18 protein-coding genes are annotated in these 21,147 nt (G+C 64.8%); 9 read left to right on the forward strand and 9 right to left on the reverse strand.

Annotation, left to right across the window (positions count from 1 at the left end; translation table 11 throughout):
- The first annotated feature begins 221 nt into the window (after window positions 1–221).
- The 5 genes from ACT9TC_RS08475 to ACT9TC_RS08495 all read left to right on the forward strand — a co-directional run bounded on the left by ACT9TC_RS08475 (window position 222) and on the right by ACT9TC_RS08495 (window position 5,639).
- Window positions 222–1,250 (forward strand): LacI family DNA-binding transcriptional regulator, encoded by a 1,029-nt coding sequence (locus ACT9TC_RS08475; RefSeq protein ID WP_458040127.1) that lies wholly within the window; start codon window positions 222–224, stop codon window positions 1,248–1,250.
- 94 nt (window positions 1,251–1,344) lie between these two features.
- Window positions 1,345–2,670: an ABC transporter substrate-binding protein gene (locus ACT9TC_RS08480; RefSeq protein WP_458040128.1), complete on the forward strand. Its 1,326-nt coding sequence runs from the start codon at window positions 1,345–1,347 to the stop codon at window positions 2,668–2,670.
- 53 nt (window positions 2,671–2,723) lie between these two features.
- On the forward strand, window positions 2,724–3,650 hold the full coding sequence (locus ACT9TC_RS08485) for a carbohydrate ABC transporter permease (protein WP_458040129.1): 927 nt from the start codon (window positions 2,724–2,726) through the stop codon (window positions 3,648–3,650).
- Window positions 3,650–4,513 carry a carbohydrate ABC transporter permease gene (locus tag ACT9TC_RS08490; protein WP_251454956.1) on the forward strand — a complete coding sequence of 288 codons (864 nt, stop codon included), beginning with the start codon at window positions 3,650–3,652 and terminating at the stop codon, window positions 4,511–4,513. Before ACT9TC_RS08485 ends, ACT9TC_RS08490 begins: the two co-directional genes overlap by 1 nt.
- A gap of 28 nt (window positions 4,514–4,541) precedes the next feature.
- Window positions 4,542–5,639, forward strand: a complete 1,098-nt coding sequence (locus ACT9TC_RS08495; protein ID WP_242087622.1) for a glycoside hydrolase family 172 protein — start codon at window positions 4,542–4,544, stop codon at window positions 5,637–5,639.
- Window positions 5,640–6,246: 607 nt separating this feature from the next.
- Here ACT9TC_RS08495 and ACT9TC_RS08500 read toward each other — a convergent pair.
- The 4 genes from ACT9TC_RS08500 to ACT9TC_RS08515 all read right to left on the reverse strand — a co-directional run bounded on the left by ACT9TC_RS08500 (window position 6,247) and on the right by ACT9TC_RS08515 (window position 10,259).
- A complete protein-coding gene (locus ACT9TC_RS08500; RefSeq protein WP_330170727.1) occupies window positions 6,247–6,924 on the reverse strand; it encodes a hypothetical protein in 678 nt (225 codons plus the stop codon).
- Window positions 6,925–6,930: 6 nt separating this feature from the next.
- A complete protein-coding gene (locus ACT9TC_RS08505) occupies window positions 6,931–7,560 on the reverse strand; it encodes a hypothetical protein (protein WP_458040130.1) in 630 nt (209 codons plus the stop codon).
- Window positions 7,557–8,339 (reverse strand): TIGR04255 family protein, encoded by a 783-nt coding sequence (locus tag ACT9TC_RS08510; protein WP_330170729.1) that lies wholly within the window; start codon window positions 8,337–8,339, stop codon window positions 7,557–7,559. Before ACT9TC_RS08510 ends, ACT9TC_RS08505 begins: the two co-directional genes overlap by 4 nt.
- Window positions 8,340–8,480: 141 nt before the next feature.
- On the reverse strand, window positions 8,481–10,259 hold the full coding sequence (locus ACT9TC_RS08515) for a DUF4209 domain-containing protein (RefSeq protein WP_330170730.1): 1,779 nt from the start codon (window positions 10,257–10,259) through the stop codon (window positions 8,481–8,483).
- 144 nt (window positions 10,260–10,403) lie between these two features.
- Here ACT9TC_RS08515 and ACT9TC_RS08520 point away from each other — a divergent pair, with 144 nt between their 5' ends.
- Window positions 10,404–10,688 carry a helix-turn-helix transcriptional regulator gene (locus ACT9TC_RS08520; protein ID WP_458040131.1) on the forward strand — a complete coding sequence of 95 codons (285 nt, stop codon included), beginning with the start codon at window positions 10,404–10,406 and terminating at the stop codon, window positions 10,686–10,688.
- Here the strand turns inward: ACT9TC_RS08520 and ACT9TC_RS08525 are convergent.
- From ACT9TC_RS08525 to ACT9TC_RS08540, 4 genes are read right to left on the reverse strand one after another with little or no spacing between them, the layout of a single operon-like run.
- A complete protein-coding gene (locus ACT9TC_RS08525; RefSeq protein ID WP_458040132.1) occupies window positions 10,642–13,035 on the reverse strand; it encodes a TniQ family protein in 2,394 nt (797 codons plus the stop codon). The two genes, ACT9TC_RS08520 and ACT9TC_RS08525, sit on opposite strands and share 47 nt — an antisense overlap.
- Window positions 13,032–14,150, reverse strand: a complete 1,119-nt coding sequence (locus ACT9TC_RS08530) for an ATP-binding protein (RefSeq protein ID WP_330170733.1) — start codon at window positions 14,148–14,150, stop codon at window positions 13,032–13,034. Before ACT9TC_RS08530 ends, ACT9TC_RS08525 begins: the two co-directional genes overlap by 4 nt.
- On the reverse strand, window positions 14,147–16,264 hold the full coding sequence (locus ACT9TC_RS08535) for a hypothetical protein (protein WP_330170734.1): 2,118 nt from the start codon (window positions 16,262–16,264) through the stop codon (window positions 14,147–14,149). Before ACT9TC_RS08535 ends, ACT9TC_RS08530 begins: the two co-directional genes overlap by 4 nt.
- Entirely contained in the window at window positions 16,261–16,983 is a 723-nt protein-coding gene (locus ACT9TC_RS08540; protein ID WP_330170735.1) for a TnsA-like heteromeric transposase endonuclease subunit, read from the reverse strand. Before ACT9TC_RS08540 ends, ACT9TC_RS08535 begins: the two co-directional genes overlap by 4 nt.
- Before the next feature lie 259 nt (window positions 16,984–17,242).
- On the opposite strand from ACT9TC_RS08540, the gene ACT9TC_RS08545 reads away from it, so the two are divergent.
- The 3 genes from ACT9TC_RS08545 (at window position 17,243) to drmC (ending at window position 20,513) form a co-directional block, all read left to right on the forward strand.
- Window positions 17,243–17,587 carry a MarR family transcriptional regulator gene (locus ACT9TC_RS08545; protein ID WP_330172064.1) on the forward strand — a complete coding sequence of 115 codons (345 nt, stop codon included), beginning with the start codon at window positions 17,243–17,245 and terminating at the stop codon, window positions 17,585–17,587.
- Between the two features lie 261 nt (window positions 17,588–17,848).
- Complete coding sequence (gene drmB, locus ACT9TC_RS08550; RefSeq protein ID WP_458040133.1) at window positions 17,849–19,813, forward strand: DrmB family protein; 1,965 nt, start codon at window positions 17,849–17,851, stop codon at window positions 19,811–19,813.
- Window positions 19,803–20,513, forward strand: a complete 711-nt coding sequence (gene drmC, locus ACT9TC_RS08555; protein ID WP_330170736.1) for a DISARM system phospholipase D-like protein DrmC — start codon at window positions 19,803–19,805, stop codon at window positions 20,511–20,513. The genes drmB and drmC overlap by 11 nt, the downstream gene beginning before the upstream one ends.
- Window positions 20,514–20,787: 274 nt before the next feature.
- Here the strand turns inward: drmC and ACT9TC_RS08560 are convergent, their stop codons facing one another.
- Window positions 20,788–21,120, reverse strand: a complete 333-nt coding sequence (locus ACT9TC_RS08560; RefSeq protein ID WP_045246029.1) for an ArsR/SmtB family transcription factor — start codon at window positions 21,118–21,120, stop codon at window positions 20,788–20,790.
- Window positions 21,121–21,147: the final 27 nt, after the last annotated feature.

Here is a 21,147-nt window from a genome sequence, read left to right on the forward strand (position 1 = left end):
CCGCGTGCCCTGAGTTCCTCCCGCGTTCGAATTCAAGTGGTTCGGGCCGCCGGCGCAACGGGGACGGACAGCGCCCGGCACGAGCGACCTAGGCGCAACCAAAAGGTAACGGTTAAGTAACGGGTTTTGCGTCAACGCGTTTGACGTCCTTACCGTCACATCAAACGTTTGACGCGGGCGTCCGCACCGCAAGTTAAACGATTGATGCCAAGGGAGTCATTGTGATCACGTTGAAGGACCTCGCCGCCGCAGTAGGGGTTTCACCCTCTGCGGTGTCACTGGTCCTTAATGACCGCCACACCGGCCGTGTGAACGTGGAGACCGCCGAGCGGATCCGCCACGCGGCGGAGGACATGGGGTACATCCCCAATCAGCTCGCGCGGGGTCTGAAGACGAAGCGGACCCACACAATCGGCGTCCTCACCGATCAGGTCGCCAGTGTGCCGTTTGCGGGCCGCATGCTCGAGGGCGTTCAGAGCGTGGCGTGGAAATCCGGGTACCTCGCGATGATCATCGACACCACCAATCGAACGGAGCTTCTCGACCAGTCTTCCCGGTCTCTGCTCCAGCGCGACATCGACGCGCTCATCATCGCTGCGGAGTATCACCGCGCTGTGGAAGTCCCCGCCGTCCCCCCCACCATCCCTGTGATGATCCTCGACGGAGTCCCCGCTGGCGACGCCATCGCAGACGGTGTCGTCCCCGACGAGCATGGCGGCGCATACGACGCGACGCATCACCTCGCCCAGGCAGGGCATCGCCGCATCGCCTTCTGCAACATCGGCGGCGACGTGTTCGTGGCGTCCAAGCTGCGGCACGCCGGTTATGAGGCGGCGCTTCGAGACCACGGCGTGGAGCCCGACCCTGGCCTCCACCTGTTCCTTGACGACACCGCGACCGCTGCCGCCTACGGACCGATGCGGGCGCTGCTGGAGCGTCCGGATCGTCCCACCGCGGTGTTCTGCTTCTCAGATCAGATCGCGTTCGCCGTCTACCAGGCTGCCAATGACCTCGGGTTGCGCATCCCCGAAGATCTCTCCGTGATCGGCTTCGACGATCAGCGCTTCATCGCAGACGCGCTGCGACCGGGGCTCACCACGGTTCGGCTGCCCCATCACGACCTGGGCGCGTGGGCGGCCAAGCGAGTCATCGACCGGGTGCACGGTGACGAGACCGGCGCCCCGCAGACCCAGAAGATCCCGTGCCCGTTGGTGGTTCGCGCATCGGTTGCACCGCCACCCAGCACCTAGCGCACGACAACAGCATCCGAATCGTCCGGTCTCACAGCACGAGGGACCGGTACCCGGCGCGCTCCTGCGCCACCATCCACCGAGGAGAAGAAAGATGATAACGACGAAGCGCAACATCATGCGCACGGCCGTCGGCGCTGCTGCCGCAGCCACCGTGGCGATCTCCCTAGCCGGCTGCGCCGGCTCCGGCAGCGACGCCGAAGGAGACAACACCTTCACCATCCTGCAGTACGAGAACCCCGACACCGCGCAGGGCCAGGGCTGGGAACTGGCGCTGGAGATCTTCAAAGAGAAGCACCCGGACGTCGAAGTCGACTTCCAGACCACCAGCTTCGACGCGATGCGCCAGAACGCGAAGATCACCCTCACCGGCAATGACGTGCCCGATGTGATCGAGTTCAACAAGGGCAACGCCGACGGCGGCCAGCTCGCCGGGCAGGGCCTGCTCACACCGCTCACCGACACCGTCGAAGAGTACGGGTGGGACGAGAAGATCACCGGCAGCATGCAGGCCTTCGCGAAGTACGACGAGCAGGGCCTGGCCGGCTCCGGCGACTGGTATGGGATCCCGAACATCGGCGAGTACGTGATGTTCTACTACAACAAGGACCTGTTCGCGCAGGCGGGCATCACCGAGGAACCGACCGACCTGGACGAGTTCGAAGCGGCGATGGACAAGCTTCTCGCCGCCGGCATCACCCCGATCTCCTCGTCCGCAGCGACCAGCCAGGGATTCAACCAGATGTGGGTGTGGTACTCCCTGGTCTCCGCTGGCGCCGACCGGGAATCGATCGACGACTTCATGTTCCTGCGCGAGCCGGTGGACTTCTCCGCGAGCCCGTGGGGAGACGGCGCTGAGAGGTTCCAGGAATGGATCGACAAGGGTTACGTCGGCACCGAGCTCGGTGGCCTGAACTTCGAGCAGGCCACCGTGAACTTCCTCAGCGGCGAGAAGGCGATGCTGATCTGGAACCAGGGCGAGTTCGCTCGTATCCGCGAGCAGGCACCCTTCGAGTGGGGCTACTTCACCCTTCCCGGCGCCAACATGCAGATGGGCTCCAGCGGCCACCTGTGGGGCGTGCCCGCCAACGCGACCAACAAGGAGCTCGCGTACGACTGGATCGACATCACGCTGAGCGAAGAAGTGCAGAACAAGATCGGTCAACTCGGCGGCCTCCCGCTCGCCGGTGACGCGTCCACCATCGAGGACGACCTCACCCGGGAGTACACCGAACGGTTCAACGAGCTGCTCGAGGCCGACACGCTGAGCTTCTACCCCGACTACCCCGTTCCCGGGTTCCTGGACTTCATCCAGTCCGGCATGCAGGCCATGTCCAACGGCAACATGACCGCAGAGGAGTGGACCGCGGACCTTCAAGAGTTCTATGACGAAGGCCGCGAGATCGCCCTCGCCGGCTAAACCCGTGGGGGCCCCGCCCAGGGGCGGGGCCCCCACCTTCCGGAGAAACCACCATGGATATACCTCTGAAAAACACCCGTCGCACACTCGAACGTCGCGGCGGCTACTGGCTCTACCTACTGCCCCTCGCCGCGGGATTCGTCGCCGTCGTCGCCGTGCCGTTCGCGATGAACGTCTACACGAGTCTGTTCCACTGGAAAGGTGGGCAAGCACCCATGCGGTGGGCCGGGCTGGAGAACTACCTGACGCTGTTCACCGATGAGACCTTCTGGCGGTCCTTCCAGAACAGCATCGCGATGATCGTCGCGATCACCATCATCCCCACCATCATCGGGATCCTTCTCGCCGCGCTCCTGTTCGACTACCTCGGCCGCCGCTATGGCGACAAGGCGATCGCCACCCTCCGGGCGACCTATTACTTGCCGCAGATCCTGCCGATCGCTGTCGCCGGGTTCATCTGGTCCACCATCCTCAACACGCAGCAGGGCTCGCTCACCTTGATGCTCAAGAGCATCGGGATCCAGTCCCCACCCGACTGGCTGGGCGATCCGAACATCGCCATCTACTCGGTCATGCTGATGCTGGTCTGGCTCCAGATCGGGTATCCGGTCGTGATCTTCATGTCCGCGCTGCAGAGGGTCGATCCGGAGCTGTACGAGGCCGCAGAACTCGATGGCGCCGGATGGTGGCGCCGATTCCAGGCAATCACCATCCCCCAGATCCGGCCCGAGATCTTCGTGGTCGTCCTCACCGCGACAATCGCTGCGCTGAAGGTGTTCGCTCCGATCCTGATCCTCACCGGCGGCGGGCCGGAGAACTCGACCGTGGTGCCGTCGTACTACGCATACCGCAACTTCTTCGAGCTGTCCCGTGTCGGCTACGGCTCAACCATCGCGACCGTGATGTCCATCGTCATCTTCGTCGTCGCCGCTGTGATGCTCGCCTGGCAGCACCGCGAGACCCGGAAGGAGCACCGCTGATGACCGCAACGCTCACCCACACGCTGCCCCTCAACAAGACGAGGCGCACCCCGCTGAACTGGCTCATGCTCGGGCTGGCCATTCTCGTCGCCGTCGTGATGGCCGCACCGTTCCTGCTGCTCGTGCTCAACGCCTTCAAGACCGGTGCGGACTACTCCACTAACGGACCCCTCGCCTGGCCCACAACCTTCACACTCGACGCGTTCGTGAGCTACCTCAACCGCGTCGACTTCCCCCGCGCGCTGTGGAACTCCATCCTCAGCTCCACCATCATCGCGTTCGCCGGGACCGCCCTCGCACTGCTCGCTTCCTACGCGATCGGGATCGGCAGGATCCGGGCCAACACCGCGATCACCGCGCTTCTCCTGATCGCCACCATGGTGCCGCACGAGGCGCTGATCTACCCGATGTTCTACGGCGCCCAGGCAACCGGACTGCTGAACTCGATCTGGTCCATCATCATCGTCTTCACCATCCTCTGGGCCGCGTACGGCACCTACATCCTCTCCAGCGTGATGTCCACGTTCCCGCGAGAAGTGCTGGAAGCCGCTGCGATCGACGGAGCCGGACGATGGCGGATCCTTTGGCAGGTCGTCTTCCCCATCGTCCGCCCCACTCTCTCTGTGCTCGTCGTGTTCATCTTCATCTGGTCATGGAATGAGTTCTATATCCCGCTCATCCTGCTCGGCGACCCCGCCTCCCAGACCGTGCCCATCGCCTTGTCCACACTGCGCGGGCAGCACTCCATCGACATAACGGTCATCAACGCCGGCTCGCTCCTGTCCCTCATCCCCACGCTGGTGTTCTTCCTCATCTTCCAGCGCACCATCAGCCGCGGCGTCACCGCCGGCGCCGTCAAGTAAGTCATTCCGCCGAACCGAAAGAATCGCAATGCCCACCCAGTGGAACACCCTCCGCAACAACGGAACCCTCCGCAGTCGCGCCATCAACGCCGAGAACCCCACCGGCGCGCCCGGATCCGCCGGCACCGCGAGCTCCCACCTCGGCCCCGGCCGAAAAGGAAGCGCCTGGTACGAGCTTCCCGCCGGAGAGACCCTCACCCTCGCGGAGATCACCGGCCCTGGCGTGATCCGCCACATCTGGATTACCGTCACCGACAAGACCCCCGCCGGACCCTTCGTCCTCCGCGACCTCGTACTCCGCGCCTACTGGGACAACTCGCCGCACCCATCCGTCGAAGTCCCCCTCGGCGACTTCTTCTGCAACGGCTTCGGCGAACGCACCCTCGTCACCTCAGAACCGATCGTGGTCGCGCCCACCGGCGGCATGAACTCCTACTTCCCCATGCCGTTCCGCACCGGCGCGCGCATCGAACTCACCAGCGAACACGGCGGCGACCTCGGCCACGTGTTCTTCCAAATCGACTACACCACCGGTGACGACTTCGACCAGTGGCCCGGCTACTTCCACGCCCAATGGCGGCGCAGCAACGGCACCACCGCGCTCGGAGAAGACCACCTCATCCTCGACGGCGTCGAAGGCTCCGGCACATACATCGGCACCTACGTCGCTCTCGCCTCCCTGCACCGCTACTGGTGGGGAGAAGGGGAAGTGAAGTTCTACATTGACGACGACACCACCCTGCCCACACTCTGCAGCACCGGCCTCGAGGACTACGCCGGCGGCGCGTGGGCATTCCAAGACGCGCTCCGCGCAGACCCCGAACCCAACATCCTCACCTTCAGCGCCCCCTACTTCGGATACCCGTTCGCGAGCGCCACCGACACCACAAAGGCCTCTGAGTTTTCCACTGCCATGATGCCCATGCACGGCCTTTACCGCTGGCACCTGCCCGACCCCATCTACTTCCAGGAACGACTCCGCGTCACCGTCCAGCAGATCGGAACCTGGCAGCACGGCCTATTTGAGCGATCCGATGACATCTCGACCACGGCCTACTGGTACCAGACAGACATCAACAAGGCGTTCCCGCAACTCCCCACGGCTCCCGACCGCACACCCCGCTGACAACCCGAATACCCAAGCCCGCTCCGGCGCACCGCGTGCGTCCATGACTGAGCGATCTCCGTCACACCGGCCGCTCGACCCCGGTCGAGCGGCCGGTTTCGTTTCGTCGCGGCGCTCGAGGACCCGACCAACCGGGCACATCGAGAGATGTCCGGATGGACATCGCGTGGACATCTCACCCGCGAAAAGGACACTCCAGAAAAGTCCTTACAACCCTCACGGCCCCGCCGCGGACGACACACTCTACCTTCCAGTTGGGCGAGTACCGGCTGACTGCTCCGATGACGCATTGAAGCGGCTGAGTTTTCGTCCCCGCAACAGCACGACCGCCCTCGCTGCTTTTGCCGGCCCGCGAGGTCGAAATGTCCAGATGGACACACCGTGGACATTTCATCTGCGAAATGGACAGCTTCAAAAAAGACCTACATGAACGGTGTAGGAACCGCTCAGAAATGTCCATGTCGGAGGCGGAATCGTGCGACCCTCCGGAGCGATATGTCCACGTCGCGTCGTCGGCTACATCCAGCAACTTGTCCATCCGGATGGCTGAGACTGAGCGGCTACACGCACATTCCTACGTCTGGTGACCAGCATGGACATGGACGCGTCACTCGGCGGCAAGTCGAGCCTTAATCTCAACTCGCATCTGCCGCCGAACCCCGGCTCGCGTCTGAGGATCATCGAGCAACGTCTGTCGGTTGACGCCGGCGCCACCCTCGGCGCCCGCACGGATCCACTCGTGGAAGGCAGCCGACGTGGCTGAATCAGTTCCTTCGAGGTCCGTCATCCACTCGGCCTGCAAGTCTGCCTCCGCGAATGGCCCTGAGATCTGCTCGTTGAAGGTGATCGTCTTCACAACCACCCTGCTGTTGTGATGAACCCATCGTTGGAGCAAGAGATTTACGCCCTGCTCACTCAGGACGGCGATGCGTTCACATCCATCGAGCAGATCGTCAGGGCCAAGCAGATCTAGCGCCAGAAAGTCGATCGAGTGCTTCTCGTGGCCTTCCTGCAACCCAGGCAAGGGCATTCGCCGATACGCCTCCTTCGACCAGCTCGACCTGTGGCCTTGAACCTCCACCACCCGCGCTACCAGAATCTGCTCGAGCAGGTCCGAGCCCTCGCGGCGCAACGCACAAGGGTGCTGAAGAACGGCCCACATGGTCGAACCGTCCCGCCTACGAAACACGTCGCCCGTGAAGATCGGACGGGTCGGGTCGACCTCGGCTCCCTTCGCCATAAAGATCAGCTCAGGAACAGCAGGTGTCTCGAGATCGACAGTCACCCCGGCTCAGTCCTTCGGCCGAATCGAAACCATCCCGTCGTTGGCGACAAAGGTTTCAAACGCAGGGTCTATGTATCGCTCACGCCAGTCGGGATCGAACGCGTCGAGCGCTTCATCGACTGCGCTGTGGTTACTCGCAAGGTCGAGCACAAGGTGCGCCTTACCGCTAGCGACGAGGTCGATCGGACTGACCGCGACTCCACGCGCCACCGGCATCTCGAACCACGACGCGGGGTCGTTTACGAGCATCTCCTGCTCGATCTTCTCTACCACTGCCACGACGTAAGCAAGCTTCAGGCGATTCTCGCCCGTGATGTTCTCTCCCCGCCGCCACTTCTGAAGCGCGGGTACCGAAACTCCGGTGAGGCGTGCCACGTCGCGCCAGGCGAATCCCCAGTCGTTAAGCCGCCCAAGCAGGTCGGCTGGGCGCTGCCGACCAAGCAACTGGCAACTCTGAGAAAGGTCGTCTTCCCACGCACGCCGATGCAGTTCCCGCGTATCGCCATCAAGGTGACGTACCTGCTGACGAATGGTTCCGACGTGCTGACTCAACGTTGTTCGTGTCTCACCGACCTCAGGAAGGCCGACGTATCCACCCGTGGGGGCAAGCCTTTCTGTCGCTGACAACGATGTCATCGAAGAACCTCCTGTCTCAGTTTCTCAGTGATAAGGGACTCAAACACAGACCTAATGGGGACATGTAGCGCGTCGAGCGTGTCCGTCACGAACAGAGGATCGAACTCCGGGACACCGCGACTGATGGGTTGCCACGCTCCATCCATGTCGATGAGGAAGAACGGCCCTGATCGTTCAGCGGGCCGAACCAGATTCGGTGAAGAGGCGACTGCCTGTCCATCGCCTATGCCGTATCGAACGGTATAGGACAAGCCGGGCTCAGTCTTGACGATCGTGACGCCTTGCGTCTCCTGAATCGGAGCGCCGAGAACATTTGACAATCCCTGCGGGCCGAGCAATTCCGGAGCAACCCACTCCGACCAGTTGGTGGCCCCTGCTTCCGCGGGAACCCGAAGCTCATCGATGTATCTCAGACCGATGCGTTCGACTCCATCGAGAGGCGCGATGTCGTTCCGGGCGTGCAAGGCGGTCGCGACCAATGCGCTGAAAGCCTCCCAGCCCTCGTACCTCGTCGTCTCTACCGCCACGGCATCAGGTCGCAGAGTCACGCTTTGGTGAAGACTCCGTGAGACGAAGCGCGGATGATGCGAGACCTGCTGCTTGCCCGATGGCAGTTCAACATCGACGACTTGCTCCACCCGAAGAATGGGTAGCGCGTCGCGCAACACGGCACCTACCGCTTCTACCTCGGCGGCCGACAGTTTCCGGCGCACAGGATGTCGGATCTCCGCAACGACAAGAGCGATGGGCGCGTGAGGATAGATCTCCCGGTCGGCCATGGCTCGATGCTACCGGAATAGAAACTGAAAGTGATACCAACAACGTTGGTGATTCAGCAGCACTAGCGCCCCCACGCCCGAAGGCCAACGTGGCTGCGACGCCAGGGAACACCTCCGTGGCGTCGCCGCCCGGCGTCAACGTCAGCTCTCGTCATCCATGCGATCAACGTCATCAGTCGATTCTGCTCGAACGGCGTGATAGTAGGGCGTGAACGCGAGCAAGAACGCCATCCACCACGCGTACAGTGCCGCATCACCGCCCGACTCAGCCTCATCCAGGAGACCGTGCGCAACGCGGTTGCGCAGGTTCGGGCCGGTCGGCCCGCAGAAGAGGGCTCGAATGTTCCACGCGAGGTCCTCACCGAGAACCTCATTCGCTTCCGGAAGCTCCATGAGCGCGCTCAGCCCTGGCTCCATCTCCGTGTCATTGGTTTTCAGGTTGCGCGTCTCAACTCCGCTCGCCTGCAGTGCGCCCCGCACGCAGGCTTCGATCGTGGGAGCAAGTATGAACAGTGACTCGGTCACCCGCCCGTAGTAGCCGTGATGGAGCCCGCGGGCATAAAGGCTCTTGCGGTCCGCCGGCACGAACCCTGAGGCGGAGACGATCACCTCGAAGTCCCGGATGTCGAGTCGGTAGTTCGTCGAGAATTGCATCACCGCTGGCCGGATGTGCGCGGTCGCGATCGCAGCAACGTGCAGTGAGTGGTTCTTCACCATCTGCGCCCATCGACTCGGATCGACGCCGGAGCGAAGCCTGTCTTCGTCTGTGCTGTGGACTTTCCGCGCATCGTCCGTAATTGTCGAGCTCGGCACGATGTTCAAGAGCCCCGTCTGATTGGAGGACTGGAGCGCGTCTTCGAAGGTCTGGAGCGGGGCCGCCGAAAACCACCTAGCGAGACCTCGAATGAGGTCGGTGTCGTTCGCGATTGCTTCCGCCTGCTCGACGATCGGAGACAGGTCGATCGGACCGCTGCGGACCTTCTGCATCTCGCCAAGCGCGCGCTCGCCAGCCACCCGAATCAACCTCGGGAGCTTCCTGACACGCTTTCGTGTGCGCTCACTTCGGAGGTGCCGCGGAACCTCACGGTAGGAGCTGTAGGCATTGCCTAGGAAGTTTCGCGCGACGAGACTCGAGTCTCTCCGTCGCTTTGCTTCTTGCCACCACGTATCGCCGATCGCCTCTCGACTCGGTGCCGCTAACGCGTCGGCGTCATTGCCCCGTCGCCACCGGATCGACTCTTCGAGGAGCTGAACCTTCGCATGGGCAGTGAGCTCGGCGCTCGCCAGCGCGTCGAGCCTGTCGGCGATCTCTGCGGAGTGGCCGTTGAAGTAGCGGGCGCGTCGCATCGCCTGCGCGACGTGCCACGCGGCGATGGGCTTGCCGCCTCGAAAGGCTTCGAGCGCCCGGGCTGTAAGTGCCTGAACGCCGTCATTGAGGCGGTAGCGACCCGCTATCTCAGCGGCGCGGATCCACATCTGCATCAATTGGTCGTCGGGGTCGGGTAGCAGTGAAAGTGCCGCAACAATCTCGGCGTGCTGCTTGGCGAGTGAGAATCGCCGACCCCGATCGCTCTCTCGAACTAACAAGATGTCGCACATGCGCGCCGCGAGCACGGATGGAGGAACCTCTTCAAGAAGTAGGCCAAAGAACTCGAGCGCTTCATTGTCCAGGTCGTCGGGCAACGCCGTGCGCTTGCCTCCGAGTGACATCAGCGGCGTATACGGGCTATCCCAGTCAGACCCGTCGAGCATCATCCCGGCAATTGCCGAGAGGCTCCGATACGCGTGCGCCCCTGCGGACTCGCTGTCGAGGTCATCCGCGAGCGCCTGGAAGCGACTGTGCGCGTCGATTAGCGTGTCGTCGCCGACGATTGCATCCACATCGATCGCAGCGAACATCTCTCGTGCCGTCTTCGTCACCGGCCGAGCGTATCGAGTCTGGCCGACTGCCGGCGACACGCCCGAGCAGCCGGTCACGGCCGTCATGGACTTAGATCTCCGCTACGCGAGGAATGCCATACCGATTAGGCCACACCGACGCCCGTCCGCGGAAACGCTGGATCAGTGTCGAAGCGAACCAGACCCGAGGATGCGGCCTGGAGCCACTACGCGGGCAAGCTCGCCACGAACCTTCAACGGCTCCGCCACGAGCGCGGGCTCAGCCAGGAGGACGTCGCATACCGGTCCGGCCTGACGCGCTACACGTACCAGAAGTACGAGAAGGGCGAGTCGAAGCCGGGAACGCCGGCGAATCCGACGATCCGCACGCTGCTCGCGATGTCGCAGGCGCTGGACGTCGATCTCACTGAGATTCTTCCGCCCGACGCGCCCGACCTTCGGCTTCGCTGAACTCGAAGGCGCGCGACAACTCACGGTGCACGTCGGCGCCGAGCGCGGTGAGGGCGAGTGGCTGACCTCGGAACGCACGGTGGATCAGCGGGCCACCGGCATCCACCCCGATCCGTCTCATCTGGTTCGCGAGGATGCTCAGCGTCACTCCGAGCTCGGTCGCGGCGGCCGTCATCGTGCCGTGGCGGGCGACGACGAGGAATCGATCGGCGCGCTGTGTGGCGTCCTGTCCGACGAGGATCCGGCGCAGTAGCGGCGAGTCGCCGGCGCGTGGGTCAACCCGGATCGCGGTCGCTCGGCTCGCGCTGCCGCGGACTCGGCGCGGGATCCCAGCGGCCTCGAGGTGGCGGTTGATCGTGGTCATCGTCACGCCCACCTCCGCGGCTATCTCAGGGATGGTGCGGCGCTCGTCGATGTAGCGGCGCCGCAGCCACTCCACATCGATGTCAGCCCTCCGTCGACCGATGCGAATCTCGACGCCGACCTCCTCGAGCACGCGGCTGACGGTCTGACGGGCGACCCCGTGTTCGAAGGCGATCTCTCTCACCGACTGCCCCGCGGAGTACGCCGCGACCGCGCGGGTCGGCTTCACTGCGGCCCGGGCGGGGCGAGCTTCCGGCCATTCGCCCCCGCCCGATGCGGCGACATCTACAATCACGCCGGCGAGGTCGAGGTCCGGCATCCATTCCACGGGCTCATCGATGTGCCGCGCCTTCAGGAATGCAGTCGCCGAGTCGTTGAGCTCACGGGAAACGACTTCCGGCAATCCGTCGCGAAACGAGCGAACTTCGGCGAACGAGGGGAAGCCGGCCTCTTGAGCGAAGGGCGCCCGCGCCACGCGATTGCCGCTCAGTAGGGCGTAGAGGTGCGCGCGGGCCGTCTGCCACCGCCGATCCCCACCGGGCAGGACGTTCGCCATCCGGCAGATCTCGCGCCACTCGTCGCGGGGCAGGATGCCGGAGTAATCGATGACCCGCCGGCGTGCGAAGTCGATCGGCGTCGAGGTCTCATCGAGGAACGCGACAAGCCGAGCGATCGCGCGGATAGTGTCGGCCTCGGGTGCGTTGCGGCCGAGAGACCGCATGACGTGGCTGACCTGGCGTCCCTGTGCTGCGGGATCGAGGAGCTTGATGGCCGAGCCGTGAGTGAGGCGGGTGCCCACGAAGACCACGGCTGCCGCCAGCGCACCGCCGGCGATCTCCGCATCCAGGCGCCGTGGTGCGAGGCGTGAGGTCCATTCGGGCCACAGGACGGCGGGAAGCTTTGCGGCTCTCGCGGCCGGATCCACCACCGACATCGTCACCGCCTGAAGGGTCGCAGTAGGACGCCTCATTCGACCGAGCGCACGGCTTACGTGGTCGCGCAGTGGCGGGGAGTAGTGGTCGAGCGCGGTGTGGACGCTGACGCGTCCGCGCAGCAGGTCAGTGACCCGGTCGCCCGACTGCAGCGCAACGAAGGCGATCGTGTTGCCGAGAGCAACTTCTCGGGCAGTGCTTGGCCGCAGATCCACCTTGCCGGTGCGCTTGTGAGACGCGATCGGTCTCACGTCAACCTGGCCCGCAGGCATCCACTCGAAATGCTCTCCGTCGACGAGCGCTTGTCGTGCCGCGCGTGACAGCAGCAGCATGTCGGACAGCACCTGGACGGTGCTCGGTCGACCGCCGGCGTAGATGCCGAACTCGCCGACGCCGGTAGCGATGACCCTCAAGATCGCACGTTGCGCTTCGCGAGTCTCGGAGTCCGCCGCCACGAACTCCTCGCTCGAAGTGAGATCGACTCCGCAGCGCGCGCCTAACATCGGCGGCTCGGTCGGCGGTCTGTTGTGACAGTGCCCGGGTTCCGGAACGATCGTGAGGGGATGGGCGAGGAGCCGGGGCGGTTGGCCGCAACCCGGGCACCGGTCGACGAGTAGACGCTTGTGGCGTTGGCAGGCGAAGCCGAACGGGAACTGCCAGGACAGGCGCCAGCGGCCTCCCGAGTCGGCGAGACACTCGGGGCAGTAGCGGGCGGCTACTCCCGTGGCCGGGCAGGACGCGCTGATGCGTCCCTGAGGCGTGAGGCGGATGGCGTTCGCGGCGAACGTGGTGCGGGTCATCGCGCGGAACTCGTCGCCCGACCGGCCGGTCGCCAGCTCGAGGTTGCTGAGCTGCTGAGGTTCGAGCGCAGTGGACCAGGCCCGTGAAGATTGGGATCCAGCGGCGGGAACCTCGTCGCTCCCGATCAGTCCGAGCGCTCGAGCCATCTCGCCGACAGTCGCCCCATAACTGTGGGCCATGAACTCGACCCAGGAATCGAAAGGTTCATCCGGGAGCGGCATCGCGACGTGGAGCAGGCGCCGGAGGCTCATGCGACGGACCGAGGCTTGCTCCGCTTGGCCGCGAGCTTCTTCTCCTCGAGCTCCATTGCAACGACCTCCCGCGCATCCTCGGCTGCCACGTCGATGTCGATCTCGTCCAGCACCGCACGGGTCAGTTCCTCAGTGCCGTCACGCATGGCGTGCACAGCACCGAGGGTGATCAGCTTAAAGAGCGAGCCGATCATTCCGGTTGAGCGTTCGTAGAGGTAGTCCGCTTGCTCACGGAGCATGTGCGGTCGCGCGTTGGCCAGCACAAGGCGCGCGTCGATCGCGCCCAGCAAGGTCATCCAGGTCTTTCGGTGCTCACCGACCGGGTGCGCGAATGGCGGGAGGGTCAGGCGTGTCCAACGCCGCGCGATCTGCGACATCGCGAGCTTCTTGTCGGTCTTGCTTTCACTGAGCAGCCCTGTGCTGCTCATGTTGACGCCTGTGAAGAGGAAGGTCGCCGGGTACTCGTTGGCGAGCCACTTCAGCTCGTTGGCCAGCGCGACTCCCTCGTCGGTGTGGATCTTCAGGAAGTGCACGTCGTCGACGATGATCAACCGCGTGCCGTGACGGCGAACCGACTCGGCTGCCAGCGCAGCCAGGTTTCGGTTGCGCAGGTATCGGCTCCTCGAGGCGTCGGCGGAAGGATGGTTGTAGAAGTTCAGGATGGACTCGTTCAACGCACGCGTCGTCGTGTTCCCGGAAAACGCCACCCTGCAGACGGGGATGTGGAGCGTCTGCCCGTCGTCGAAGTCACGTCCGTGCCGCAGGATCTGCCGTTGGTGAAACGCCCGCCCGAACGCGTCGACGGCGGTGGTCTTGCCGAGCCCGGGCGGCGAGTCGATGACCGCGGCGCCCTTCACCCGAGACGGGCCCTGTTGGTTCGCATCGAGCAGGTCCCAGAGGCGTCCGTTCAGCCTCACGACCTGCGGAGTCTTCACCAGGAAGTTCGCGTGATATCGCTCGCGGTGGTAGTCGTAGGCGACACGCTCGTCCTCGCTGAGCTCCTCGATCTGTCTCGCCGACAGCCGCTCGGGCTGCTCAAGGGCTGGCGCTTCGGCGAAGTCCCGCCACCCCTCCCAGCGAGAGAGGAGTTCGTCGCGCTCGAGCGGAAGGATCACAGGTCCTCCAGGAGGTCGATGTCGTCGAGGTCCTCTTCGATGAGCTCGTCGGCGGTGAGCGCGAGCGGATCGTCGTTTTCGCTCGCCTGTGCTGGTGAGAACGAGACCATGCCCAGCTCCTCGCTCAGATCCGGTCCAGCCGTCTGCTGCGCGATCTGCTTGGCGATGTGCGGGAAGAACGGGCTGTCTGGGCCGTCCGCGGTCTCGGCGAGCTGGGCAGCCAGTCGCGCGCTAATGCGCTTCTCGGCAGGCGTGCTCGCACGGCCGGCACCCCACCGTTCGAGGAGTTCACCGAGCACTTCGGACACATTCACACCGTTGCGACGGTCGAGAGCGATGCCCTTGGCGTACTCGAGGGCGTCGAAGCTGAACGGCACCGGGACCTTCGGCGCGTGCTCCCAGCGCAGCACGTGCCAGGAGTTGTCGTCGGGGTCGTTGAAGTAGATCTGCGAGAAGTCGTCGGGGTTCACCGAGAACTGCCACTTCCGCTTGCTCTTTGCCATCGCCCGTGATCGGTCGTAGTACTTCCCGACGATGTCGCCGTTGTAGCGGAGAGTGCCGACCTCGACGCCGTAGTGGTTGAACTTGCGCTTCACGACGGGGAGCATCTCGAGCAGCAGGTTCGGGTTCGATGGGACACGGATGCGGCCGGCCACCGCGATCCCCTGCTCGAACTTCTGAGCGGGGCTCATCTTGGCCGCCGGCAGCTGCGAGTCGACAAGTCCGTCGTGCGGGCGAACGTGGTAGATCGTCGCGATCCACTCCCGCAGGATCTGCTCCAGCTGCGGGATCGTGTAGACGGCTTCCACCTCGGGCGCCTCACCCCGCGAGGCGATGTCTGAGCCCTTGTAGCCGGGTAGCTCTTGCAGCACCTCGTTGATGGTGCGGAACCACCGTTCCACCCACGCCTTGTCGGTGCCGGTATAGACGTGCGCGGGCTGGATGGAGATCCCGAGTCGCTGGCACACGCTCGCCACGTGGATCGACATGAATGGCTTACCGTGATCGATGATGATCGTGTCGGGAAGGATGCCGGGTCGGCGGAACCGCAGCGCCTTGAGGTTCTCGACGTCGATAACGATGTTCTCGGGTACGCCGTGGAACGGCCAGGTCGCTCGGTCGCCCCACTCCGCCGGCATCTCGCGCGGCATGAGCGCTTCCATCAGCACTCCCGCGACATCCACCGCCTTGGTCGAGACGGGCGCAAGGCGAAGCCCGAGGATCGACCGGTCGTAGAGGTCGAGGGCAACGGTCAGCTCGGCGCGTATCCACTTGCCGGTGACCGGCGCGACGCCGAAGACGTTGAGGGGTGTGGTGTCGAGGACGACGTACTCACCGGGTCTTGTCGCGACCAACCGTCCGTACGGCACGGGCGGCCGTGTGTCGATGGATCGTTGCGCGCGCATGCTCGCGCCGAACGTCCCCTTGCCACGGGTGAGTTCGGCGACCGCGTCGCGAGCGGTCGAATCGGAGGGGATCCGCACATCGGCATCCGGGTATTCCCGGTTGACCCTTGCCAGCACGATCGCGAGCGTGGTCGTGACGCTGCGCTTGGCGCCGCGCACGTTCTCCTCAACGACGCGCCGGCACATGTCAACCCAGCGCGGATCGAGGCCGGAGAGCGCCGGCGTCCACGATGTCTTCCGGAAGTCGAGCAGCGCGAGATCTTCGCCCTCGTCGAACCGATCGTCCCAGCGCTTCAACGTCTTCGGACTGACTCCGAGCTCTGCAGCCTTGGTACGACGACGCTGGTGAATGGTTGTGAGCTTCGGGTTGTACTCCGGTCGAGGCTCGTGCGGCTGAGCGAGCGTCGGCAGCCCCGACGCAAAGCCCGTGCGCATCTCGCGGATGTGCGCGGCCTTTGTTCGCGCCTCATCGCGTTGCGCTTCCGTCGCGTCCGCCCAGATCAGCGCGAGCGGTGTGAGTGCGACCTCCTCCGACGGCAGTCCGAATGCGTCCATCGCGTCGCGAAGGAGCTCGACGAGTCGAACCCGTCGGGTTCTCTTGGCGCCGTCGACGAGGACGACGGCATCGCCGGCGATCTCGATGACGGTGCAGAGACAGCCGTCGTACGAGACGGTGCTGCCGACCCGGATTTCAAAGTTGTGGCTCATGGCATCTCCAATTGGGTGTGGTTGGCAAGGGCGGAGGTGAGGTCGCAGAGAATCAAGCGGCGCCAGAGCAGGTGCAGCACGACCGCTCGCGCATAGGGAGCGTCACTCAAGGCGGCGCCAGCACTCCGCAGACCCGCGCCGAGTGTGGGTGCCTCGCGAGTGGCTTCCTCGACCAGATCGACGTCTCGCTGAGGGAACTGCCAGCGACGCCTGTAGCCCGCGAGGAACCGGATGTTGGAGAGCAGTGCAGGGGCGGGTTCTGTGACGATCCGGTATGCCCACCCGCGCGACTGGATGATGTCGCCCGCCCACCGGAGAGCACCCGCGATGTCAGGATCCTCGAGCCGGCGCTTGGGCTTGACTTCGATGACCGTGAATCGGTGGTCGTCGTGCTCAATCAGGTAGTCGGGCACGTAGCTTCGCTCGACACCGTCGCGGTCGGCGATCAGCTCGAACGGCTGCGAGGCGATGCGAACGGCCCGGTGGTCGAAGTCCTCCAGGAGTAGCGCCGCGAGTTCGAGGCGGCTCTCGTACCCGACGAAGCCCTCCGTCGTTGCCGACCAGTAGCGCCCCGGGTAGTGGCGCTGTCCGCGATGCCAGCGGAACGTCCGCCGAGGCTCGGCCTCGAAGACATGGGGGGCGTCCAGGTCCGATAGCTCGCCCCGTTCGAGGTCATCCCGATCGAATCTCAGCGTGTAACCCGGCAATGACGTCGTCATGGTGACCTCCTAAAAGTCACGAGCCTAGAGTCATAATTCTTGACTCTTAACGTACGGAGGTCACCTACGTTCCGCAGCTTCGACACGCGGTCCGAGTCCTTCGTGTTTGAGGCTTCTCGCACGCCGAAGGATGCGGGTAGTGAATGTGACATTTACGCTGGGGGCGTCAGCTACACAACACGCGCCACGCCGTTGGATTTCGCCCTGCGATGCTCCTCCTGCGCTGAGCGCCTCATGCGAAAATGAGGCGGTGGAGACCATGCCGAGCGAACAGAGCGAGGAGCTCTCGAAGCTTGCCTTCGGCAGCAACCACATGCTCGCGCTCATGGCCGAGATCGCGCGTTCTCCCGACGGGAAGTTCTCCACGCCGTCCGTGGCAGATGCCACGGGGCTGTCGACCAGTACGATCCACGCCTTGCTGAAGCGCCTCAAGCAGCTGGGACTTGTCCGGCGGACCGACGAGGTCACTCCTGAGCGGATCAGGATCTACCAGCGTGCGGTGCACCCGACATGGGACTACGCACTGCGACTCGAGGCCGAGGCTGACGCGCGCGCGGCCGGAACCTTCACGATCCAGTGGGAGCCAACGACGGCGGGGCGGTAGCTCGACCTGCTACCGAGCACCGGAATGCCTAATTGGTATGGCATCCTTCCTCTATGGGCGTCGTTGAGGATCGCTACGAATCGTTCTCGACCGCCGCGGAGGACCCCTACCTGGGCGCGCTCCTGGGAACGATCGAAGAGCCGGCGGGCGCCTCGACCGCAAACAGAGCCGGCCTGCTCACTCTCGCGTGGTGGGACCAGCATGGCACTGGACCAACCCGCGCTGAACTCATCGACGCCGTCTTCGAGATCGACGACTGGGATGCCGCGATCGCGGACCCGGCACGCACACTCCTCGAACGCCACGAGCAGGCCGACCTTCTCCAGCGCTGGCTCATCAGCTATTGGACCAGGCTCGGAACAATCTCGTTCATCCCCGGACACGACGACATCGTGGGAGCCGATCTGGAAACGCCGCGAGGTCGTCCCGACGATCCTCGAACCGCGCTTGCTCAACGTCGTCCGTCTGCACCTGGGGCCGCAGGTCGACGCGCTGCGGCCGTTCCCGTGGCAGCCCAAGAAGGGCGCGATGTCGACCGAGGGCTCGGACCTCGGCCTTCCCGCGCGGGTGTTCCCACAGTGGTTCCGATGCACTGGCTGCGACTACCTCGGCCCACTCACGCGATTCACTTACACGAACACCCATCCGTTCCGGCCCGACCTCGCCCAGTTCACTCACAAGCCCTGCCCTGGTCGCGGCGGTCGAGGACGCCGCGAGGGAAGCCCCGCCGTCCCTGCACAGCACCTGCTGACCTGCACCAACGGACATCTCGACGAGTTCCCCTACACGCTCTGGGTTCACCGGGGCCAGAGGTGCCCGAACGCTGAGAATCCCGACCTGAAGATGCGTGACGCCAACGTCGGCAAGAGCGTCGGCTCCACGATCATCTGCCAGTCGTGCAGCGCCACACGCGGCATGGCCGAGGCCCAAGGAGCGAAGGGGCGGCTCAAGCTGCCCCAGACGTGCCGGGGACGCCACCCTCACCTCGGCGCATTCTTCCCCGGCTGCAAGGCGCGGCCCGCGCTCATCATGATGGGAGCCTCGAACCTGTGGTTCCCCTCGACGCAGAGCATCATCGTCATGCCGCGCTCCGACGCCGAACAGAAGGAAGCACTCGCCGACCACCTTCGTGTCGAACTCGGCATCGACCAAATTCGGCAGTTCGCCGACCAGATCCCGGTCATCCGCGCACTGGCGGGCGCGCGCAACATCGACGTCACCGGACTCACCGACGACGACATCGCCATCGCCGTCGCGGACGTGCTTGCACCGCCCGAGTCCGAAGAAGACCGGGAGGAGCGCCGCGCCAACTGGGACCCGATCGAACTACTCATCCCCGAATGGCGCTACCTCCAGAAGCCGGCCTTGTTCCCCGAACAGCAGAACAACACCGGACTCATGGTCACCGAGATGCAGCGCGGCACAGAGCTGCACCCCCGCGTCAAGCGCGTCGTCGGCGTCAACCGGATGAAGCGGGTCAATGCCGTCCTCGGGTTCACGCGTCTCGACGAGATGGATCGCGTCAACGACGTCGCATCCCGCCTGGTCGACTTGACCCGCATCGGCAAGCCCACCTGGGTCCCCGCCACGGAAGACCGCGGCGAAGGCATCTTCCTGCAACTCGACCTCGACGCCGTCTCTCAGTGGGAACGGCACATCGAGACCACCCCGCTCTGGAACTCCCACCTCGAAGCCCACCGCCGGAACTTCGCCCGCCGCTTCTCCGAGACCGCCGCCACCATCAACCCCGACACCCGCCTGCCCGGGCCGCGCTACTGGCTCGTCCACACCCTGTCGCACATCCTCATCCGCGAGATGGCCATGTACTCAGGCTATGGTGCTGCCAGCCTGACCGAGCGCATCTACGCATGGCGGGACGAGCCCGGACGCGAGGCCGCGGCGGGACTGCTCATCTGCACGACCGCCTCCGACAGCGAAGGCACTCTCGGCGGACTGGTGGCCTTGTCGGAGCCGGAGCAGCTTCAGGGCATCGTGCTCTCGGCGGTTCGCCGGGCTTGGCGCTGTTCCTCTGACCCGGTCTGCGCCCAGCGCACGCCGTCGGACCCCGAGGACTTCCTTCATGGCGCCGCCTGCCACACCTGCTGCTTTGCCTCCGAAACCTCGTGTGAGAAGGCCAACCGCTTCCTCGACCGACGGTTCCTGCTCGACCTCCCGACCGCGAACGGACCGACCGTGCCAGGGTTCTTCGGCAACTATGGCCTCTGACCCGCTTGCCGAACTCGGCACCTTCCTCACCGCAACCGAGGCGGAGCGGCTCGCCCTGCAGTTCGAGACCGGCACGCCCGTCAGCGTCGCCGTCCGCGAGATCGCGATCAGCCGGCGCGAACAGGTGAAGGACCTGCTCGCCGCCTCCGGGTTTGGACCCGGCGACCGCGAACGTTCCACCAGTGTCCTGCGCGCGATCGCCGGCGCAAAGACCGTTCTGCGCGAGCTGACCCCGGTATGGACAATGCCCGGCAACGAAGCCAACACCGGCCACCTGACAAGCGAGTTCCACCGCATCGTCGGAGCAGCACGGCAGTCGGTTACGGCGGCGACCTATAACTTCCAGGACACGTCACAGATGTGGACGGCGCTGAAGGCAGCGTCCGAGCAGCCCGGCGTCGTCGTCACCGTCTACGTCGACGCCGCAGTCGCCGGCGCCTCGACGGTCAAGGCGCAGCTCCCACGAGCCACGGTGTACCGCTCTGCGCTCCTGCCGAACGGCAAGCAGGTCGTCAGCCACGCGAAGTTCATCGTGGTCGACCACGAGCTGCTCCTGATCACCAGTGCGAACTTCAGCTACTCCGCCGAGAACCGCAACGTCGAGTTCGGCATCCTCGTCCGCGATACTGCCCTCGCCACGTCGGTCGAGTCCGCCATGACGAGCAAGCATGGGTCGCTCTACGAGCTCATCAACGCCTGATCCGTCAACGCCACCAGAGGCACGAGATCGCCGATGTGTAGGTTCCCGCTCGAGATGGCGAGGAATGCCGCGATTCCACGGTAGTTGGCTGGGGTTTCGGGTTCAGGATTCCGCGAGTAGTGGCGGATTCTTACAAGAGCTCATGGCCGTCGCGGCGATCGGCTACACACCATGCAGCGTGTCCGAACCGGCAGCGACGCGCTCTCCCCGGCCGCAGCAGCGCCCCCCGACGTGAACGGGAATACTCTCGTCAATCGGGGAGCTCCGGCAGGCGTCATCCTCCGCCGGGCAGATGCTCGAGGTGCCCGATGGCCTCCTCGAGCAGTTCGGAGACGTGGTCGTCGAAGAGCGAGTAGTGGATGTGCCGGCCGTCGCGCGTGCCAAGGACCAGGCTCAGATGCCGCAGCAGCCGCAAATGGTTCGATGTGGTCGTCTGTCCGATGTGCAGCTGTTCGCTGAGGTCGGTCACGGTGCTCGGCTGAACACTCAGCGCGCTCAGAATGCGCAGCCGCACAGGTGACGCCAGTGCCTGCATGATCTCGGCGAGACGCTCAGCATCCGCTACGGACAGGGTGCCTGCTTCCCGACGCGTCTCAGTACCGGCCATGCTCACCATTGTGCCCTCCGACCACGA

The organism is Microbacterium sp. HM-570 (assembly GCF_054165885.1).